The organism is Streptomyces spectabilis, assembly GCF_008704795.1.
GTDB lineage: Bacteria > Actinomycetota > Actinomycetes > Streptomycetales > Streptomycetaceae > Streptomyces > Streptomyces spectabilis.
In genome coordinates this window covers 2,510,091-2,527,504 of the sequence record NZ_CP023690.1, presented here as the reverse complement: position 1 = coordinate 2,527,504, position 17,414 = coordinate 2,510,091, and the positions used below count along the sequence as shown (strand labels likewise).

The 17,414-nt window shown below is 73.4% G+C and carries 18 protein-coding genes; 9 read left to right on the top strand and 9 right to left on the bottom strand.

What is annotated here, in order from left to right; genetic code table 11:
- Positions 1-130: 130 nt before the first annotated feature.
- Positions 131-424 carry a hypothetical protein gene (locus CP982_RS41650; RefSeq protein ID WP_170316295.1) on the top strand — a complete coding sequence of 98 codons (294 nt, stop codon included), beginning with the start codon at positions 131-133 and terminating at the stop codon, positions 422-424.
- A 24-nt stretch (positions 425-448) separates the two neighbouring features.
- Here CP982_RS41650 and CP982_RS10805 read toward each other — a convergent pair whose 3' ends face one another.
- The 4 genes from CP982_RS10805 to CP982_RS10790 all read right to left on the bottom strand — a co-directional run bounded on the left by CP982_RS10805 (position 449) and on the right by CP982_RS10790 (position 3,391).
- Entirely contained in the window at positions 449-1,243 is a 795-nt protein-coding gene (locus CP982_RS10805) for an SURF1 family cytochrome oxidase biogenesis protein (RefSeq protein ID WP_150510317.1), read from the bottom strand.
- Positions 1,244-1,391: 148 nt separating this feature from the next.
- Positions 1,392-1,625 carry a hypothetical protein gene (locus tag CP982_RS10800; protein ID WP_144002715.1) on the bottom strand — a complete coding sequence of 78 codons (234 nt, stop codon included), beginning with the start codon at positions 1,623-1,625 and terminating at the stop codon, positions 1,392-1,394.
- 64 nt (positions 1,626-1,689) lie between these two features.
- On the bottom strand, positions 1,690-2,688 hold the full coding sequence (locus CP982_RS10795; protein ID WP_150510316.1) for a DEDDh family exonuclease: 999 nt from the start codon (positions 2,686-2,688) through the stop codon (positions 1,690-1,692).
- Positions 2,689-2,743: 55 nt separating this feature from the next.
- Positions 2,744-3,391, bottom strand: a complete 648-nt coding sequence (locus tag CP982_RS10790; RefSeq protein ID WP_229879505.1) for a TetR/AcrR family transcriptional regulator — start codon at positions 3,389-3,391, stop codon at positions 2,744-2,746.
- A gap of 82 nt (positions 3,392-3,473) precedes the next feature.
- Here CP982_RS10790 and CP982_RS10785 point away from each other — a divergent pair, with 82 nt between their 5' ends.
- The 7 genes from CP982_RS10785 to CP982_RS10755 all read left to right on the top strand — a co-directional run bounded on the left by CP982_RS10785 (position 3,474) and on the right by CP982_RS10755 (position 10,241).
- Positions 3,474-4,271, top strand: a complete 798-nt coding sequence (locus CP982_RS10785; protein WP_150510314.1) for an acetoacetate decarboxylase family protein — start codon at positions 3,474-3,476, stop codon at positions 4,269-4,271.
- Positions 4,271-5,155 (top strand): SDR family NAD(P)-dependent oxidoreductase, encoded by an 885-nt coding sequence (locus CP982_RS10780; RefSeq protein ID WP_150510313.1) that lies wholly within the window; start codon positions 4,271-4,273, stop codon positions 5,153-5,155. The genes CP982_RS10785 and CP982_RS10780 overlap by 1 nt, the downstream gene beginning before the upstream one ends.
- Positions 5,156-5,226: 71 nt before the next feature.
- Positions 5,227-6,513: an amidohydrolase family protein gene (locus CP982_RS10775; protein ID WP_150510312.1), complete on the top strand. Its 1,287-nt coding sequence runs from the start codon at positions 5,227-5,229 to the stop codon at positions 6,511-6,513.
- On the top strand, positions 6,510-7,742 hold the full coding sequence (locus CP982_RS10770) for an amidohydrolase family protein (protein WP_150510311.1): 1,233 nt from the start codon (positions 6,510-6,512) through the stop codon (positions 7,740-7,742). The genes CP982_RS10775 and CP982_RS10770 overlap by 4 nt, the downstream gene beginning before the upstream one ends.
- 24 nt (positions 7,743-7,766) lie before the next feature.
- Positions 7,767-8,477 carry a VIT1/CCC1 transporter family protein gene (locus tag CP982_RS10765; protein WP_150510310.1) on the top strand — a complete coding sequence of 237 codons (711 nt, stop codon included), beginning with the start codon at positions 7,767-7,769 and terminating at the stop codon, positions 8,475-8,477.
- 136 nt (positions 8,478-8,613) lie between these two features.
- Positions 8,614-9,504: a sterol desaturase family protein gene (locus CP982_RS10760; protein ID WP_150510309.1), complete on the top strand. Its 891-nt coding sequence runs from the start codon at positions 8,614-8,616 to the stop codon at positions 9,502-9,504.
- Positions 9,501-10,241, top strand: coding sequence for a lysoplasmalogenase (locus tag CP982_RS10755; protein ID WP_150510308.1), 741 nt, complete (start codon positions 9,501-9,503; stop codon positions 10,239-10,241). Before CP982_RS10760 ends, CP982_RS10755 begins: the two co-directional genes overlap by 4 nt.
- Here CP982_RS10755 and CP982_RS10750 read toward each other — a convergent pair.
- The 5 genes from CP982_RS10750 to CP982_RS10730 form a co-directional block, all read right to left on the bottom strand.
- Positions 10,210-11,304: a CopD family protein gene (locus CP982_RS10750; RefSeq protein ID WP_229879507.1), complete on the bottom strand. Its 1,095-nt coding sequence runs from the start codon at positions 11,302-11,304 to the stop codon at positions 10,210-10,212. The two genes, CP982_RS10755 and CP982_RS10750, sit on opposite strands and share 32 nt — an antisense overlap.
- A gap of 84 nt (positions 11,305-11,388) precedes the next feature.
- Positions 11,389-12,840: a CoA transferase gene (locus CP982_RS10745; protein ID WP_150510306.1), complete on the bottom strand. Its 1,452-nt coding sequence runs from the start codon at positions 12,838-12,840 to the stop codon at positions 11,389-11,391.
- Between the two features lie 35 nt (positions 12,841-12,875).
- Positions 12,876-13,442, bottom strand: coding sequence for a hypothetical protein (locus CP982_RS10740; RefSeq protein ID WP_150510305.1), 567 nt, complete (start codon positions 13,440-13,442; stop codon positions 12,876-12,878).
- A gap of 88 nt (positions 13,443-13,530) precedes the next feature.
- Positions 13,531-15,081, bottom strand: coding sequence for a S8 family peptidase (locus CP982_RS10735; protein WP_150510304.1), 1,551 nt, complete (start codon positions 15,079-15,081; stop codon positions 13,531-13,533).
- A gap of 14 nt (positions 15,082-15,095) precedes the next feature.
- Positions 15,096-16,682, bottom strand: coding sequence for a S8 family peptidase (locus tag CP982_RS10730; protein ID WP_150510303.1), 1,587 nt, complete (start codon positions 16,680-16,682; stop codon positions 15,096-15,098).
- A 358-nt stretch (positions 16,683-17,040) separates the two neighbouring features.
- Between CP982_RS10730 and CP982_RS10725 the strand changes: the two genes are divergently transcribed.
- On the top strand, positions 17,041-17,409 hold the full coding sequence (locus tag CP982_RS10725) for a DUF485 domain-containing protein (protein WP_170316400.1): 369 nt from the start codon (positions 17,041-17,043) through the stop codon (positions 17,407-17,409).
- Positions 17,410-17,414 lie beyond the last annotated feature (5 nt).

The following is a 17,414-nucleotide window of genomic DNA, read 5'->3' as shown; positions in this document are numbered from 1 at the left end:
TCCCGGTTCGCCCAGTCGCCAATCCGGTCCGCCGAGGCGGGAGCAACCAGGGCCCGGCCGCGCGCGGTTGGTCCCCCCGGCTTCGCCGTAGTACGGGACGCGTGGGTGCCCCTGGGCGATACTCGTGAGCATGCCGAACAACGAGGGCGGGTGGCGGCCCCGCGGCTACGACGGGCCGGGCTGGGAGCCTCCCAAGGAGCCGCCGCAGGGCCCGCCGCCCGGTGGCGGCGGTGGTGGCGGAGGCGGCGGGCCCGGGGGAAGGTCCCGTTGGAGCGTGCCGGGCGTGGTGGCCGTGGTCACGGTCGCCGTCTGGTCCGTCCTCGCCTACCAGTGGACCCAGCAGAACGACTGCGACCTGGTGGAGTCGTACGGCCTGGTGCTCTCGCACGGCACCCCGGACCCGTGGGAGAGGTGCGGGGACTAGCGGGGGAGCGGCGTCGGCGGCGCGTCAGGCGGGCGTCGCGGCCGCTTCGGGCGTCGACTTCTCCGCGGCCGCCGCCTCGCGCCGGTCCCGCACCTCCCGGCGGACCAGGACGATCCACCCGGCCGGCACGCCCGCCGCGAACAGCCACCACTGGATCGCGTACGCCATGTGGGCGCCGATGCTGCTGTGGTCGGGGGCGGAGATCAGCTGCGGGGAGCCGCCGGGGTTTTCCGGAGCCGTCTGCGTGATGTAGCCGCCGAGGACCGGCTTGCCCAGGGCGTGGGCCTGCTGGCCGCTGCTGATCAGCATGATCTGGCGGTCGGGCAGGCCGCGGACGTCCTTGATGCCGCTGGCCGCCGACGTCTCGTCGGCCATCAGGCGGCCGGTGACGGTGACCTGGCCCCTGGGCGGGGCGGGGATCTTGGGGAAGGCGGTCTGCGGGCCGTCGGCGCGGATCCAGCCCCGGTTCACCAGGAGCACCTTGCCGTCGCGCAGGACGAACGGGGTCAGGACGTGGAAGCCGACCTCGTCGTCGGAGTTGGTGCGGCGCCTGACGACGACCTCGTGCTTCGTGTCGTACGTCCCCTTGGCCGTCACCCGGCGGTAGACGGCGGAGTCCGGCACCTCGCGGCCGGGCGCGGTGAGCCGCTCGGCGGGCACAGGCTCGGCGTCGATGACCCGGGCGATCTTGTCGTTGCGCGCCACGCGGGCCTCGTGCCGGTGCAGCTGCCAGAAGCCCAGCTCGATCATCACGGGGATGAGGACGATGCCGATGAGAGTGAGGATCACCCACTGGCGGGACAACAGGAAGCGGTACACGTCCTTGACGGTACCTGTGCGCGACGGAGCCCCCGACGGGAGGGTCCTGTCGGGGGCTCCGTCCGGGGGCTTCGGGGCCCGGCGTATGTCCGCCGTCACACCTTCGGCCGCGGCACACCTTCGGCCGCCGTCACGCCCGTGTCCGCCGTCACACCTTGTCGACGATGCCCACCCGCCCCTCCGCGCGCGAGCAGTGCGCCCCGCAGTACCAGTGCCCATCGGCCTCGACGCCCTGTCCGATGATGCGGCACCGGCAGTGCTCGCAGATCGGCGCCATGCGGTGGATGGCGCAGGCGAAGCAGTCGAAGACGTGCACCGCGCCTTGCGCGTGCACTTCGAAGGACATGCCGTAGTCGTTTCCGCAGACCTCGCAACGTGCCATGCGCCACAGGGTGGGACGCGGCGGCGGTGCGGGGCGAGCGGCGGGCGGGCGAGTCGCCCCGCAATCACCCGTCTGACGCCGGGGCCACGTCCTGGAGCAGCTGGCCGAAGGCCGCCTCGTCGATGACCGGGGTGCCGAACGACCGCGCCTTCGTCGTCTTCGACGTGCCCGAGTCCGGGTCGTTCGTGACGAGCAGGCTGGTGAGCCGGGACACGCTCGTCGCGATGTGCAGGCCCGCCTCGAAGGCGCGGTCCTCCAGGAGCTCGCGGTCCACGGAGGTGTCGCCGGAGAAGGCGACGCGCATGCCCTGCTTGAGGGGCTTGCCCTCCTCGTACCGCCCGGGGTTCGGGTAGGGGCAGGCGGGGCGCTTGCGGGAGGCGCGCCAACTCTGTGCGCGGTACCCGGATTCGTACCCCGGGGAGCCGGTGGCCTGGCGGCCGATGCGGGCCGGTCCTTCGGCCCACTCGGTCAGCGGGCGGCACTCCAGGAGCGGCAGCCGCACCCCGTCGCGCGCGGCCGCGCGCAGGCTCGGGCGGAACGCCTCGGCGAGGACGCGCGCGTCGTCCAGGGCGTGGTGGGCGTTGCGCTGGACCACGCCGAAGTGCGCGGCGAGCGACTCCAGCTTGTGGTTGGGCAGCGGCAGGCCCAGCTCCTTGGAGAGCGCGATGGTGCACAGGCGCTGGCGGACGGGCGCGGTGCGCGCCGCGCGCGCGTACTCCCTGGCGATCATGGACCAGTCGAAGACCGCGTTGTGCGCGACGAGGACGCGGTCGCGCAGGCGCTCGCCGAACTCCTCGGCGACGTCCGCGAAGAGCGGGGCGTCGGCGAGCTGGTCGCTCGTCAGGCCGTGGATCCACACCGGGCCCGGGTCGCGCTGCGGGTTCACCAGCGTGTACCAGTGGTCCTCGACCTCGCCCCGGGCGTCCAGACGGTAGACCGCGGCGGAGATGATCCGGTCGTCCCTGGACAGCCCTGTGGTCTCCACGTCGACGACCGCGTACCCCGACGGGTAGGCGGTCGGCCAGGAGTCTGCGGACGCGGCGAGCGTGCGGTCTTCGAGCATGGTCCATGAGGATACGGGCCACGACTGACAGTCACGTCCGTGGGCCACCGGACCGTCACGTCCGTGAGCCACCGGGCGGGCCGAGCAGACCCGCCACCAGGGCCCTGACCGAAAGGGTGAAGAGCCGCTCCGCGTCGAGGGGACGGGTCAGGGCGCGGGCAAGGGCGGGGTCGGCGTCCGCGCCGTGCGCGTCCCACAGCCGGTGCTCGCCGGGGCGCTGCGCGGGCGCGCGCTCGCGGTTGCGCTCCACCAGGACGTGGCCGACGACGTGGACCTGGACCGCCCGCACGGCGTCGGCCGCGCGGGCGCCGCGCAGGCCCGCCGCGTGCAGCTCGCGCACCAGGACCCGCTGGGCGGGCAGGAACATGCGGTCCGTCAGGCCGCGTTCGTGGACCATCGCGATCAGATGGGGGTGGTCGCGCAGCTGGTGGCGCAGGGCGCGCGCCACGGAGGCCACGCGCTGCGCGGGGGTGCGGCCGCGCGGCCGGATCTCGCCGAGGTCGGCGAGGGTGCGCTCGACGAGGGCGTCCAGGAGCGACTCGCGGTTGCCGACGTGCCAGTAGATGGAGGTCACGGCCGTGCCGAGCTCGGCGGCGAGCTTGCGCATGGTCAGGGCGCGCGGTCCGTGCTGCTTGACGAGGCCCGCCGCGGCCTCCAGGACCTGTTCCCGGTCGAGGCGGGTCCGCGTCTCTTTACCCTTCACGAGGTCTGTTGTAACTGTGTTACAGAACCCCCCGCAAGACGCCGCACATCCCTGACGGTTCGTCAACGAAGGGCGGTACGACATGGCACGCGTACGCTACGGCGCGCGCACCGAGGCGGAGCTGGCCGCGGCACGGGCAGCGAACGGGCGGCTCCCGGAGATCTGGTCCACGGGCGTGGTCGCTCTCTGGGAGAGCGACCCGGACGCGGTCGCGGCGGTCCTGCCGCCGCCCCTGAAGCCCACCGCGCGGCCCTTGGTGCGTGTGAACATCAGCAAGGTCGAGCTGCCCGGCTACCCCCTGGGCGCGGGTTCGGTCGCCGTCGCCGCCGAGCACGGCGCGGTGGCGGGCTGGTATCCGCTGGTGATGCCCATGACCCACGAGCGGGCCCTGATCGGCGGCCGCGAGGTGTTCGGCGAGCCGAAGAAGCTCGGCGAGGTCACGGTCGAGCGCGACGGCCTCGTCGTCCGCGCGGCGCTCGCCCGGCACGGCATCGCGTTCGTCGAGGTGCGCGGCGGCGTCAGCGGCCCCCTGCCGCTGCCGGAGCCCGCGCGGAGGACCGACTTCTACTTCAAGTTCCTGCCCGCGGTGGACGGCTCGGGCTTCGACGCGGAACCGGTCCTGGTGCACTGCGTACGGAACGAGAAGGTCCGCAAGCTGGAGCGGATCACCGGGGACGTGGTCCTGCGCGAGTCGATGTACGACCCGGTGGCCGACCTGCCCGTGCGCCGCCTGGTGGAGATCACCCTCGGCGAGAAGACCAGCGACCAGCGGGGCACCGTCGTCGAGCGGGTCAGCGCCGAGGCGCTCCTGCCGTACGCGCACCAGCGCTACGACGACGCCCGGCAGGTGCTCGACGGGCCTCCGGAGGGCACCGCCTGATGCGGCTCGCGACGGGACAGGTGGCCGTCGTCACCGGCGCGGCCGGCGGCATCGGGCTCGCCCTCGCGCGCCGGTTCGCGGCGGAGGGCCTGACGGTGGTGCTCGCCGACGTCGAGGAGAGCGCCCTCAAGAAGGCGGCGGACGGACTGCGCGCGGACGGGGCGGCGGTCCACGCGCGCGTGGTCGACGTCGGCGTGCGCGAGCAGGTGCACGCCCTCGCCGATGACACGTACGAACGGTTCGGCGCGGTGCACGTCCTGTGCAACAACGCCGGGGTCGGCTCGGGCGCGGAGGGCCGCATGTGGGAGCACGAGCCGAACGACTGGAAGTGGGCCTTCGAAGTCAACGTGTGGGGGGTCTTCCACGGCATCCAGGCCTTCGTGCCCCGGATGATCGCCGGGGGAGAGCCCGGGCACGTCGTCAACACGTCCTCCGGGGACGGCGGCATCGCGCCCCTGCCGACGGCCTCCGTCTACGCGGTCACGAAGGCCGCCGTCGTCACCATGACGGAGTCCCTGTACGCGCATCTGAAGGCGGAGCACGCGCGCGTGGGCGCGTCCGTGCTCTTCCCGGGGCCCCACATGCTCCGCACCGGCCTGTGGGAGTCGCACCGCAACCGGCCCGAGCGGTACGCCAAGCAGCGCCCCCGCAAAGCCCCCTACCGCACCCTCGGCCAGTGGGAGGCCGCCATGCGCGAGGCCGGGCAGGACGTCGTCTTCACGCCGGTCGAGGAGGTCGCGGACCTCGTGGCCGACGGCATCGCGGCGGACCGCTTCTGGCTGCTGCCCGCGAGCGAGCACAGCGACCGGCAGATCAGGGCGCGGGCGCGGTCCATGCTGGAGCGCTCCGCGCCGGACTACCTGGAGAAGTTCATCCTCGACTGACTGGACTGACTGGACTGACTGGACTGACTGGACTGATGGATTGACTCGACCGACTCGACTGAGGAGTCCCGATGACGGACCCGCACGACCCGTATCTGATCATCTCCTCCGACTGCCACGCGGGCCTCCCCACCGAGGAGTACCGGCCCTATCTGGAGGCCCGCCACCACCGGGACTTCGACGACTTCCTCGCCGGGCGCGACCGGCGCCGCGAGGAGATGACCCGTCTGGGCATCCGCAACGAGGCCTTCGCCACGAAGTGGTTCGACGACAACGAAGAGGGCCTGAAGGGCGGCTGGGACGCGGGGCAGCGGATCAAGGAGCTGGACGGCGACGGAGTGGCGGCCGAGGTCGTCTTCCCGGACGCCGACGCCGTCGACAGCCGGACCGCCGCGCCCTTCGGGGTCGGCCTCGGCCTCTCCGGGGACCAGGACCCCGACCTCGGCATGGCGGGCGCGCGGGCGCACAACCGCTGGCTCGCCGACTTCGTCTCCGAGCACCCCGAACGGCACTGCGGCGTGGCCCTGCTGCCCGTCACCGCAGATCCCGGCCGCGTGGTGGCCGAGGTCCACCGGGCCAAGGAGTCGGGGCTCGGCGCGCTGATGATCCCCTCCATGTGGGTCGACAAGGCGCCCTACCACGACCGCCGCTACGACCCCGTGTGGGCCGCGGCCGCCGCGTGCGCGATGCCGGTGCTGACCCACTCCGGGGCCGCGCCCCGGCACGAGTACGGCGACCACCTCGGGATCTACGTCTCCGAGGTGACGTGGTGGCCCGCCCGGCCCCTGTGGTTCCTGCTGTGGTCCGGGGTGTTCGAGCGCCACCCCGGGCTGCGGTTCGGCGTCGCGGAGTCCGGCTGCTGGTGGCTGCCGAACCTGCTGTGGTTCATGGACCGCCTCTACCTGGGCGCGCACGGCGGCAAGAAGCTGTCGCCCTTCGCCGAGCTGAAGCGCCCGCCGCACGAGTACCTGGACCGGCAGATGTTCGTCTGCGCCACCAACACCAAGCGCCGCGAACTCGCCCAGCGCTACGAGATCGGCGTCGACAACATCCTGTGGGGCAGCGACTTCCCGCACCCGGAGGGCACCTGGCCCGCCACGCGCGCGTGGCTGCGCCGGACCTTCCACGACATCCCGGTGGCGGAGAGCCGGCGCATGCTCGGCCTCGCCGCCGCCGAGGTGTTCGGCTTCGACACCGCGCGGCTCGCCCCGCTGGCCCGGCGCATCGGGCCGACCCCCGCCGACCTGGGCCAGGACGCGGACCAGGACGCCGTCACCGCCTCCTGGGCGCGCTCGCGCGAGGTCGGCCGCCACTGGCTGACCGGCCACGACTTCCCGACGCTAGGGGTGAACCCATGACCGAGAGCGAGCGCTACACCGTCATCTCCGCGGACTGTCACGCGGGCGCGGACCTCCTCGACTACAAGCCGTACCTGGAGTCCCGCCACCACGAGGACTTCGACGTCTGGGCGGCCACGTACGTCAATCCGTACGAGGACCTCCTCGCCGACACCGCCGACCGGAACTGGAACTCCGAGCGCCGCCTCGCGGAGCTCGCGCGGGACGGCATCGTCGCCGAGGTCGTCTTCCCCAACACCATCCCGCCGTTCTTCCCTTCGGCCTCGCTCATGGCGCCCGCGCCGACGCGCGAGGAGTACGCGCTGCGCTGGGCGGGCCTGCGGGCCCACAACCGCTGGCTCGCCGACTTCTGCGCGGCCGCCCGGGGCCGGCGCGCGGGCGTCTTCCAGATCCTGCTCAACGACGTCGACGAAGCCGTCAAGGAGATCCGCTGGGCGGTCACGGCGGGACTCACCGGCGGCCTGCTGCTCCCGGGCACCCCGCCGGGCTCGGGCCTGCCCGAGCTGCACGCGCGCGTGTACGACCCGATCTGGGCGGTCTGCGCCGAGCTGGGGGTGCCGGTCAACCACCACGCGGGCTCGGCGTCGCCGCCGCTCGGCGAGGAGCCCGCGGCCCGCGCGGTGTTCATGGTCGAGACGACGTGGTTCTCGCACCGGGCGCTGTGGCACCTGATGTTCGGCGGCGCCTTCCGCCGCCACCCCGGTCTGCGCCTGGTCCTCACCGAGCAGGGCTCGGGCTGGATCCCGGGCGTCCTGGAGATGCTGGACTACTACCACGGGCGGCTCGTCGCGGCGGCGACGCGGGCGGACACCGCCGAGTCCAAGTTCGGGGCCGGGCTCGCGGACCAGATGGGCAAGGGCCCCTCGGAGGTGTGGCGCGAGAACTGCTTCGTGGGCGCGAGCTTCATGCGCCCGCACGAGGCGGCGCTGCGCGAGCGCATTGGCCTGGACAAGGTCATGTGGGGCAGCGACTACCCGCACGACGAGGGAACGTACCCCTACTCCAGGGAAGGCCTGCGCGCCGCCTACGCGGGCCTGCCGCGCGCGGAGGTCGCGGCCATGGTCGGCGGCAACGCCGCGCGCGTGTACGGCTTCGACCTGGAGCGTCTTGACGCCCTCGCGGCCGAGGTCGGCCCCACGGCCGCGGAGCTGGCCGAACCCCTCAAGGAGCCTCCGGCCGACGCCACCAGCCCGGTGTTCGCCCCGGGAGGGTCGGTCCGCGTCTGGTGACGCGGGCGGTGCCATGCTCCCCCTGTGACGGAAGCCACTCATGAGGAAGCGCACGGCGGCGCCCTGGGTTCCCGCCTCAACTGGCTGCGGGCCGCCGTGCTCGGCGCCAACGACGGCGTGGTCTCCACCGCGGGCCTCGTCGTCGGCGTCGCGGGGGCCACCGACGACCGCGGCACCCTCCTGACGGCGGGCCTCGCGGGCCTGCTCGCGGGCTCCATGTCCATGGCGGCGGGCGAGTACGTGTCGGTGTCCACCCAGCGCGACTCCGAGAAGGCCGCCCTGGCCCAGGAGAAGCGCGAGCTGCGCGAGCAGCCGGAGGCCGAACTGGCCGAGCTGACCGACCTCCTGGCCGGGCGCGGGCTCAGCCGCGACGTGGCCCGCGAGGCCGCGCAGCAGCTCACCGAGCGGGACGCGCTGCGCGCCCACGCGCGCGTGGAGCTCGGCATCGACCCCGACGAGCTCACCAACCCCTGGCACGCCGCGTGGGCCAGCTTCGTCGCGTTCACCGTCGGAGCCCTGCTCCCGCTCCTCGCCATCGTCCTGCCGCCCGCCTCCTGGCGCCTGCCCGTCACCGTGGGCTCGGTCCTGGCGGCGCTCGCCCTCACGGGCCTGGCGAGCGCCCGCCTGGGCGCGGCGGACGTACGGCCCGCGGTGCTCAGGAACGTGCTGGGCGGGGCCCTCGCCATGACGGTGACCTACGCGGCGGGAGCGCTCCTGGGAGCGGCCGGGGTCTGACCCGAGTCCGACCGGGGTCCGAACGGGGCCTGGGAGGCAATGGCGAAGATCGCCAACATCTCCGCGCGTACCGCCGGTAATACTTGTCGGTAACAACCTCTAGGCAGCGGGCCGGGGGCGAGCCTACGGTGACGGCATGTCGTCCCCGAACCTGCCCGATGTGGTGCTCTGGTCGATCCCGGCCTTCGTGCTGCTCACCGTCGTCGAGATGGTGAGCGTCCGCGTGCATCCCGACGAGGACGCCGCCGGGTACGAGGCGAAGGACGCGGCCACCAGCGTCACCATGGGGCTCGGCAGCCTCGTCTTCGACCTGCTGTGGAAGATCCCGATCGTCGCGGTCTACTCGGCGCTCTACTCCCTGACGCCGCTGCGCGTGCCCGTCCTGTGGTGGACGGTGCCGCTGATGCTGCTCGCACAGGACTTCTTCTACTACTGGTCCCACCGGGGGCACCACGTCGTCCGCATCCTGTGGGCCTGCCACGTGGTGCACCACTCCAGCCGCAAGTTCAACCTGACGACCGCGCTGCGCCAGCCGTGGACGTCCCTCACGGTGTGGCCGTTCTACGTGCCGATGATCCTGTGCGGGGTGCACCCGGCGGCCGTCGCCTTCTGCTCGTCGGCCAACCTGGTCTACCAGTTCTGGGTCCACACCGAGCGCATCGGCAAGCTGCCGCGGCCCGTGGAGTACGTCTTCAACACGCCCTCGCACCACCGCGTGCACCACGCGTCCCAGGGCGGCTATCTGGACCGCAACTTCGGCGGCATCCTGATCATCTGGGACCGGATCTTCCGCTCCTGGATCCCGGAGACGGACCGCCCCGTCTACGGACTGACGAAGGACATCACCACGTACAACCCCCTGCGCGTGGCCACCCACGAGTACGCGGCCATCGCCAAGGACCTGAAGAAGGCGACCAGTTGGCGCGCGCGAGCGGGCCATCTGTTCCGCGGCCCGGGCTGGCAGCCGACACCACCGGCGCTCCCGTCCGCCGGACAGGAACAGAGGACACCGGAGCCCACCGCATGAGCCCCACCCCTGCTGTGGGCAATCGTTCCGCAGGGCGGAACGGGTGGGCACGGCCCACACCGCCCCGCACCGGAGACCAGGGCCCCACGGCGCGCACCCGCTACGCCCCCTGGGCCCTCGCGGCGTTCGGCCTGGTCGCGCTGGGCGACCTGGCGGGCGTCGCCGCCGGATCCGACCTCGCCCACACCGCCCTGAAGCCCCTCCTCATGCCGACGCTCGCCCTCTACGTCGTGCTCAGCAACGGCCCCCGTCTCCTCGTGGCCGCCCTGGCCTTCGGCTGGGGCGGGGACACCCTCCTCCTGGCGGACGCCGACCCCGCGTTCCTCGCCGGCATGGCGTCCTTCGCGGCGGGCCACGTCTGCTACCTCGCCCTGTTCCGGCGGCACGGGACCGGCCACCCCCGGGCCCGGGGCGCGGCCCTGGTCCTCGCCTACGGCGCGGCGCTCGGCATCACCGTGGCGCTGCTCTGGCCCGACCTCCCGGCCGACATGCGCATCCCGGTCGCGGGCTACAGCCTGCTCCTCACGGCGATGGCGGGCGGCGCCACCACCCTGGGCCTCACGGCGGCCGCGGGCGGCGCGCTGTTCCTCCTGTCGGACACGCTCATCGCGACCGACGTGGCCGACTGGCCGCAGGCCCCACGGCCCGACTTCTGGATCATGCTCACCTATCTGGCGGCCCAGGCCCTCCTGGCCCGCTCCGTGCTCACCAGCGGATCGGCAGCGGCACGGCGGTGAGCAGCGCCGACACGGCGACCACCGCGCCGAGCACGCACACTTCGGCGCGCGCGGGCGCGTAGGCGGCGATCCGGTCGTCGCCGGAGTGCCGCCTCAGCCGGCGCCGGGCCAGCAGCGCGAGGACGGCGACGACGGCCACGAGCAGCAGCTTGGCCAGCATCGTGCGGCCGTACGCGGTCGTCGTCAGCTGGTCGACGACCGTGTCCGGCGGCATCCGGCGCAGCGTGCTGACGATCCCCGTGGCGGTGATCGCGGCGAACAGGACGGCGGCCACGCGCGCGTAGAGGCCCAGTACGGCAACGGCCGCCTCCGGAGCGGACGTTCGCCAGCGCCACAGGATCCGCAGCGCGTACAGCAGGCCGCCCGCCCACAGCGCCGCGCACGTCAGATGGACGAGGGTCAGGCCGGAGCCCACCAGGGCGGCGTCCTCCGTGGGCGGGTGGGCGCGCAGCGCCTCCGCGACGACGACCGCCGCGAGCGGCAGGACCGCGCTGTCCGGGCGGCGCGTCCGCGCGCACAGCGCGGCCACGACGAACGCGTTGACCTCAAGGAGCGCGAGGCGGCCGTCCCGGGACGCGTACAGGCCGCCGACGTCCAGGTCCGACGGCTGCTGCGGCACCAGATTGCCGCTGGCCACCACCGACGCGAGCCCCAGCGCCGCGACGAAGCCCGCGGCCGCCGCCCACCACCCCCACGCGCGCGGCGCCGACGCCATCGGCGCCCCGGGCACCCGGCGTGCGACGCGGCGCAGCGACACCTCGCCGAGCTGCACGCACAGCGCGGCGAACAGGACCGTCCGCAGAAGCGTGATGCCCTGCGTGCCGGGCGCCTCGGCCTCACCGGTACCGTCGAGCACGGCCGCGGGGCCGAACAGCGGCACCACCGCGGCGACGGCCACGAGCACGAGCACGGCGACGGCCCTGCCCGGCGACGGGCGGCGGCGCGCGGCACGGCGCCCCGCGCGCGGGGCGGTGGCCGCCTCTGCCGAGGCCCCGCCTTCCGCCGCCGTACGGGCGCCTGCCGCCAGGGAGTCTCCGGCTTCCACGGACGGTCGTATGGTCACTACACGATCTTCACCAGTCATCCCACTCCGGGGCAAGTCCGGGCAAACAACTGGTGCGCTGTCCTTCCGCCCGGCGGGACCCGCTCAGCGCCACACGGGTGCGTCCGCGCCCCAAGGGCCCGGCGGGCGCGCCCAGTTCACCGGGCCGCCGGTGAAGGTGACCGGCGGCAGGGCGTGGCGCAGCCGCCCGAGGGGGCCGTCCGTGTGAGCGAGCCGGTCCGCGGGGTCGTACGCGTCCGTGGGCTCGAGGGTGGTCGGCCCGTCGCCCGTGGCGCGCGCCAGGGCGCCGTCGGTGTCCCCCGCCGCCGTCAGCCACCCCGCCGTCCGCGCCAGGGCGAGCCGTGCCACCCGGGTGCCGCCCGCGCCGTCCGTCCCCTGCTCGGTCAGCGCCCGCAGGACGGCCGCGGCCAGCAGATAGCCCGTGCCGTGGTCCAGGGCCTGCGCGGGCAGCGCGCCGGGCCCCTCCGGCGATCCCTCCAGGGCGGCGATGCCCGTCGCCACCTGCACCAGGCTGTCGAACCCGCGCCGGTGCGCCCACGGGCCCCGCGCGCCCCACGCCGACAGCTGTGCCACCACCAGGCCGGGGCGGCGCTCGGCAAGGGCCTCGGGGGAGAGCCCGAACCGGTCGAGGGCGCCGGGCCGGTAGCCGGTCACGACCACGTCGGCCCCGGCGAGCAGCTCGTCGAGCGTCCGCAGTCCGGCGCGGCCGCCGAGGTCGAGGGTCGTGGAGCGCTTGCCGAAGCCCGTGTCCGCGTGCTGGTCGGGCAGCTCCGGGCAGTGCGGCGGATCCAGGCGCAGCACGTCCGCGCCGAGCAGCGCGAGCGTGCGGGTCGCGACCGGGCCCGCGATGACCCGGGTGAGGTCGAGGACGCGCACCCCGGACGCGGGCAGCAGGGGCCCGTCGACGAGCGGCGGCAGAGCCCGCGGCGCGCCGCCGCCGAGCCGCTCGCGCGCCACGAGGGGCAGCCCCGCCACGGCCGTGGCCTGCGGGTGCGCGGCCCACTCCCGCGGGGTGCGCAGCGCGACGGCCAGGCCCCCGGCGGCGTACACCGCCTCCTCGGCCTCGATGCCGGGCAGCGCGGCGAGCCGCGCCGCCACCGCGTCCACGGTCGCCGCGCTCTCCGGGATGCCGAGCGCGGCGAGCAGGCGCTCCCGGTGGTGGGGGTAGTTCGCGTGCGTCCGCACCCAGCCGTCCGCGGTACGCCAGAACCGCGACAGGGGCGCGAACGTGACCGGCGCGCGCCCGTCCACGAGCAGGTGTCGTTCACTGGTGAACGCGGCGGCCACGGCACCGTCGTCCACGCGCGCGTGCGGCACGGCGCCGCCCGTGCGCAGGGCGGCGAGCTCGGCTGCCGCGAGCGTGCAGACGCCGACGCAGGCACGTGCGAGGGCGCGCACGGGAAGCCGCGCGGCCAGCGTGTCGTCGCGTACGACGGGGGAGAGGCGTGCCAGCGGCTCCGGGGCGCCGCCGAGCGCGGCCCAGGCGTACGCGGCCCCGGCGCGGAACTCCGTACCGGCGGAAGGCAGTTGTGTCATGCGGTCACTATGGCGTCGGCCCCGGGGGCCCGCCGCTACGGGGTCGGCCCCGTGGCCCCGGGCTCGGAGGCGGCCGACCACCAGAGCCGGATCTCGTCCGCGGGGTCGGAGGGCCGCAGCTCCCAGCCGCGCGCCGCGGCCGCCTCGACCACATAGCCGCCGCCCACGCCCCGGTACTTGCGCAGCGGCACCTCGCACTCCACCGGCGGGTTGGGCTTCTTGTCCTCCTTGGGCTTCGACGCCCGCTTCGTCCAGGTGTCGAGATAGCCGTCGACCCGCGCCCGGTAGAAGGCGTCGTCGCCCTCGTGCCGCAGCTCGGGCCAGGTCACGACCCAGCGCGGCCAGATCGCGACCAGGCCCAGGACCCGGTCCATGACGCGCTCGGCACCGCTCTCGAAGCCCGGGATCACCGTGAGGATCTCCGCGAACAGAGCGATCACGATGGCCACGACGGCGAGGATGAGCAGCACCAGCCACCACACCGGCAGCACGACCACCGTGACCAGGAACCGCAGGGCCAGCTGCCACGTCGGGCGGACCGGCTCGGCGCGCCACTGCTCGGGGCCTTCGTGGACGAATGACGAGTCTCGGTAGGCGTACATGAGCGGCATCCTCTCGCGAGGGGCCGGGCGGTCCGCAACCGCCCGGCCCCGACCACCTCTCAGTGGTCCCGGTTGCTCCCGTAAGGGGCTACTTCCGCACGGCGTCCAGCGCGTCGATCATGCCCACGCCGTAGAAGCCGTTCTTGTTCCTGCCGCCCTCGCACACCGCGTCGACCTTGCCGTCGCCGTCGATGTCGTAGGGGTCGGTGCACGCCATCGCATCGGCCTGCCGGTACAGCAGGGCCTTCACCCGGGCCGCCGAGGCCTTGGGATGCGCCGACTTGATCAGCGCGGCCACGCCCGCGGCGTGCGGCGACGCCATCGACGTCCCCGCCTTGTAGCCGAACTTGCCGCCCGGAAGGGTCGACAGGATCAGACCGCTGGTGGCGGGCGGCTGCGGCTTCTGGAACGCCGTCGAGTCGCCGCCGGGGGCCGCGATGTCGATGACGCCCTTGCCGTAGTTGGAGAACGAGGACTTCAGGCCCTTCGCGCCCGTGGAGGACACCGTCACGACGCCCGGAAGCTGCGACGGCAGGTCGAAGCAGTCCGCGGTCTTGATGGTGCGCTCGACCGGCGTCGTGTCGTTCGGGCTCGACTTGTCGACGATCTCGTCCTGGGCGAGGTCCGTCTTGGCGTTGCCCGCCGCCGCCACGTTCACGGCGCCCTTGCGCTCCGCGTACCGGCTGGCACGGCCGACCGCGTCGACCAGGGCCCGCTGGTCGTCGTCCGTACGGCAGTTGAACAGCCACGGGTCCGTGTAGTAGCTGCTGTTCGTGACGTCCACGCCGTGCTCGGCCGCCCACACGAAGCCGCAGACGACGGCCTCCGTGTAGTACAGACCGGTGGCCGGCTCGGCCACCTTCAGGCTCGCCACCTTCACGCCGGGCGCGACGCCGGTGATGCCGGTGCCGTTCTTCGCGGCGGCGATCGTGCCCGCCACGTGCATGCCGTGGTCGCTCTCCTTGGCCACCGGCCGCCACGCGTTGTCCTTCTGCGTGGGCACGCCGCCCAGACAGCTCGCGGACGCGTTCCTGTCGAAGTTCGGCGCGATGTCCGGGTGCGTGTCGTCGACCCCGGAGTCGAGGACGCCGACCGTCACCTTGGAGCTGCCCAGGGACTCCTTGTGCGCCTGGTCCGCCTTGATGGCGGGCAGGTCCCACTGGAGCGGCTCCAGCTCGTCCTGACCGTCGGCCGCCGTGCCCGCGGCGGCCTCCGCCTCCTTGGCGGACAGCGGCCGCGCCGCGTCGATGTCGTCGCTCGTCTGCGCGGACAGCGGCGCCGTGCGCGTGGCGCCCGCCGACTGCACGCCCTTGACCCCGCGGATCTTCTTCGCGAAGTCGGGGTCCGAGGAGTGCGCGACGATGACGCCGATCTGGTCGTACGCGATGACGACCTGGCCGCCCGCCTTCGCGATGGCCTTCTTGACGTATTTCGCCGTCCGGTCGCCGTGCCCCTTGCGGAGGTTGACGACGTAGCTCATGGCCGACCCGTCGGACGTCGCCTGCCGCGCGGCGGGGGCGGACGGCGCGTCCGGCTGCGCCGACGCCGTGCCCGGCAGGAAGGCGAGCGCGGACACCACGGCCACGCCGAGCGGCAGGGCGAGCGCACGGCGGCCGAAGGATGAGGAGTGCCTGGTCACGTAGGTGCTCCCCTTCACTTCTTGGTCACGGCGTCGAGCGCGTCGACGATTCCGTAGCCGTAGAAGCCGTTGCGGTTCTTGTCGCCCTTGCAGACGGCGTCGACCTTGCCGTCACCGTCCGGGTCGTACGGCTTGTCCGGGCAGCCCGGGTTGTCGGCCTGCTTCTTGAGGAGCCGCTGCAGCTCGGCCGGGCCCGCCTTGGGGTGCGTGGACTTCAGCAGGGCCGCGACGCCCGCGGCGTGCGGCGACGCCATCGAGGTGCCCTGCAGCCAGGCGTACTCGCCGCCGGGCATCGTGGAGAGGATGCCGCCGTCCTTCGACGGGGTGTCCGTGGGCTTCTGGTAGCGGCGGTCGCCGCCGGGGGCCGCGACGTCGACGACGCCGTTGCCGTACGTCGAGTAGTACGACTTGGCCTTGTAGACGCCGGTCGCGCTGACGGTGACGACGCCCGGGAGCTGGGTCGGCAGGTCGAGGCACTTGTGCGGGTCGATGGTGCGCTTGACCGGCGTGGAGTCGTCGGGGCTCGACTCGTCGACGATCTCGTTCGCGTCCAGGTCGTGGTTGGAGTTGCCCGCGGAGGCCAGGTTCAGGGTGCCCTTGCGCTTGGCGTAGAGCTGGGCCCGGTTGACCGCGTCGAGGATGGCCCGCTGGTCCGGGTCGTCCTTGCAGTTGTACAGCCACGGGTCCACGTAGTAGCTGTTGTTGGTGATCTCGATGCCGTTGTCGGCGGCGAACACGAAGGCGCAGACGACGCTCTCCGGGTAGAACAGCTCGCTGACCGGGTCGGCCACCTTGATGCCCGCGACCTTGACGCCGGGTGCCACCCCGGCGACGCCTATGCCGTTGCGGGCCGCGGCTATCTCGCCCGCCACGTGCGTGCCGTGGTAGTGCTCCTTCTTCGCCGGACGCCAGGCGCCGGGCGAGGTGTCCGCCTTGCCGCCGACGCAGCTCGCCGACTGCTTGGCCGAGAAGGTGGGCGCGAGGTCGGGGTGGGTGTCGTCGACGCCGGTGTCGATGACGCCGACGGTGACCTTCTTGCTGCCCGGGTTGATCTGCGCGGCCTTGTCGGCACCGATGGCCCGCAGGTCCCACTGGTCGCCTTCCAGCGGCTCGGCGGCGGCCCCGCCCGAACCGGCCCGCTGCTGGCCCGACTTGGCCCGGTCCGCCCGGTCCTTGGACAGGAAGGTGGGCGCGCCCTCCTCGGTCGTGCCGGCCGCCGTCAGCGGGGACGTGCGGGTCGCGCCCGCGGACTGCACGCCGCGCACCTTCCGCAGCTCCTTGCCGAAGTCCGGGTTGGCCGAGTGCGCGACGATCACGCCGATCTTCCGGTACGTCACGACGACCGTGCCGTCGGCCTTGCCGATCGCCTTCTTCACGGCGGCGATGGTCTTGGCGTCGGTGCGGGTGTTCACGACGTACGCCAGCTTGCCCGCCGCGGGCGCCTGGACGGCCTGCGGCGCCACCGGTGCGGGCGAGTCGAGCGGGGCCGCCGTCGCGCCGGGGCCGAAGCCGACCGCCGCGGCGAGGGCGACGCCGAGCGGCAGGGCGGCGAGGGTGAGCCGTCTGGACCGGGAAGAGCGCGAGGAGCGCAGATGAGCCATGGGTTCTCCACATCATCCGGATACGGAACTGCCCGAACACTGCTGGTGCTCGGGCAGGTGCTGACGGGTGGTGCCAGGTGCATGACTAGTTGTGCAGGGTGAAGCTATCCCCAGTGCTCCCGGGCCAGCAATGACTTCTTGCAAAAGGCCGGGAAAGCGACCGTTCGAGCCGCTCCGGGCGCGCCGTCGTGACGTTGAACAGGCACGGACGCAATATCAACCCCCTGTCGGATCACGTCCCCTGGGCCTAACATCACCATCCTCGGCCCACGTGATCCGCGTCACTTCGAGAGCAGAGCACATGGATCACACCGCTTCCGTTTCCGTCCCCACCACCCCCGTACCACGAGGAGACTCCGTGGCCACCGACGCACCGCCACCGTCGAAGGGCGGCCCAGAACCCACCCGCTCGGCACCCTCCACAGCGGAGTACGTCGACATGCAGAAGAGCCCGGAGTTCGGCGAACTGCGCACCGCCCACCGCTCGTTCGCGTTCCCCCTCACGATCGCGTTCATCACCTGGTACCTCCTGTACGTCCTCCTTTCGAACTACGCCGGTGACTTCATGGGCACCAAGGTGGTCGGCCACATCAACATCGCGCTCGTGCTCGGCCTCGCGCAGTTCCTCACCACCTTCCTCATCGCCTGGTGGTACTCGCGCCACGCCGCCACCAAGCTCGACCCGCGCGCGGACGCCATCAAGTCCCGGATGGAGGGCGGCGCGTGAACACC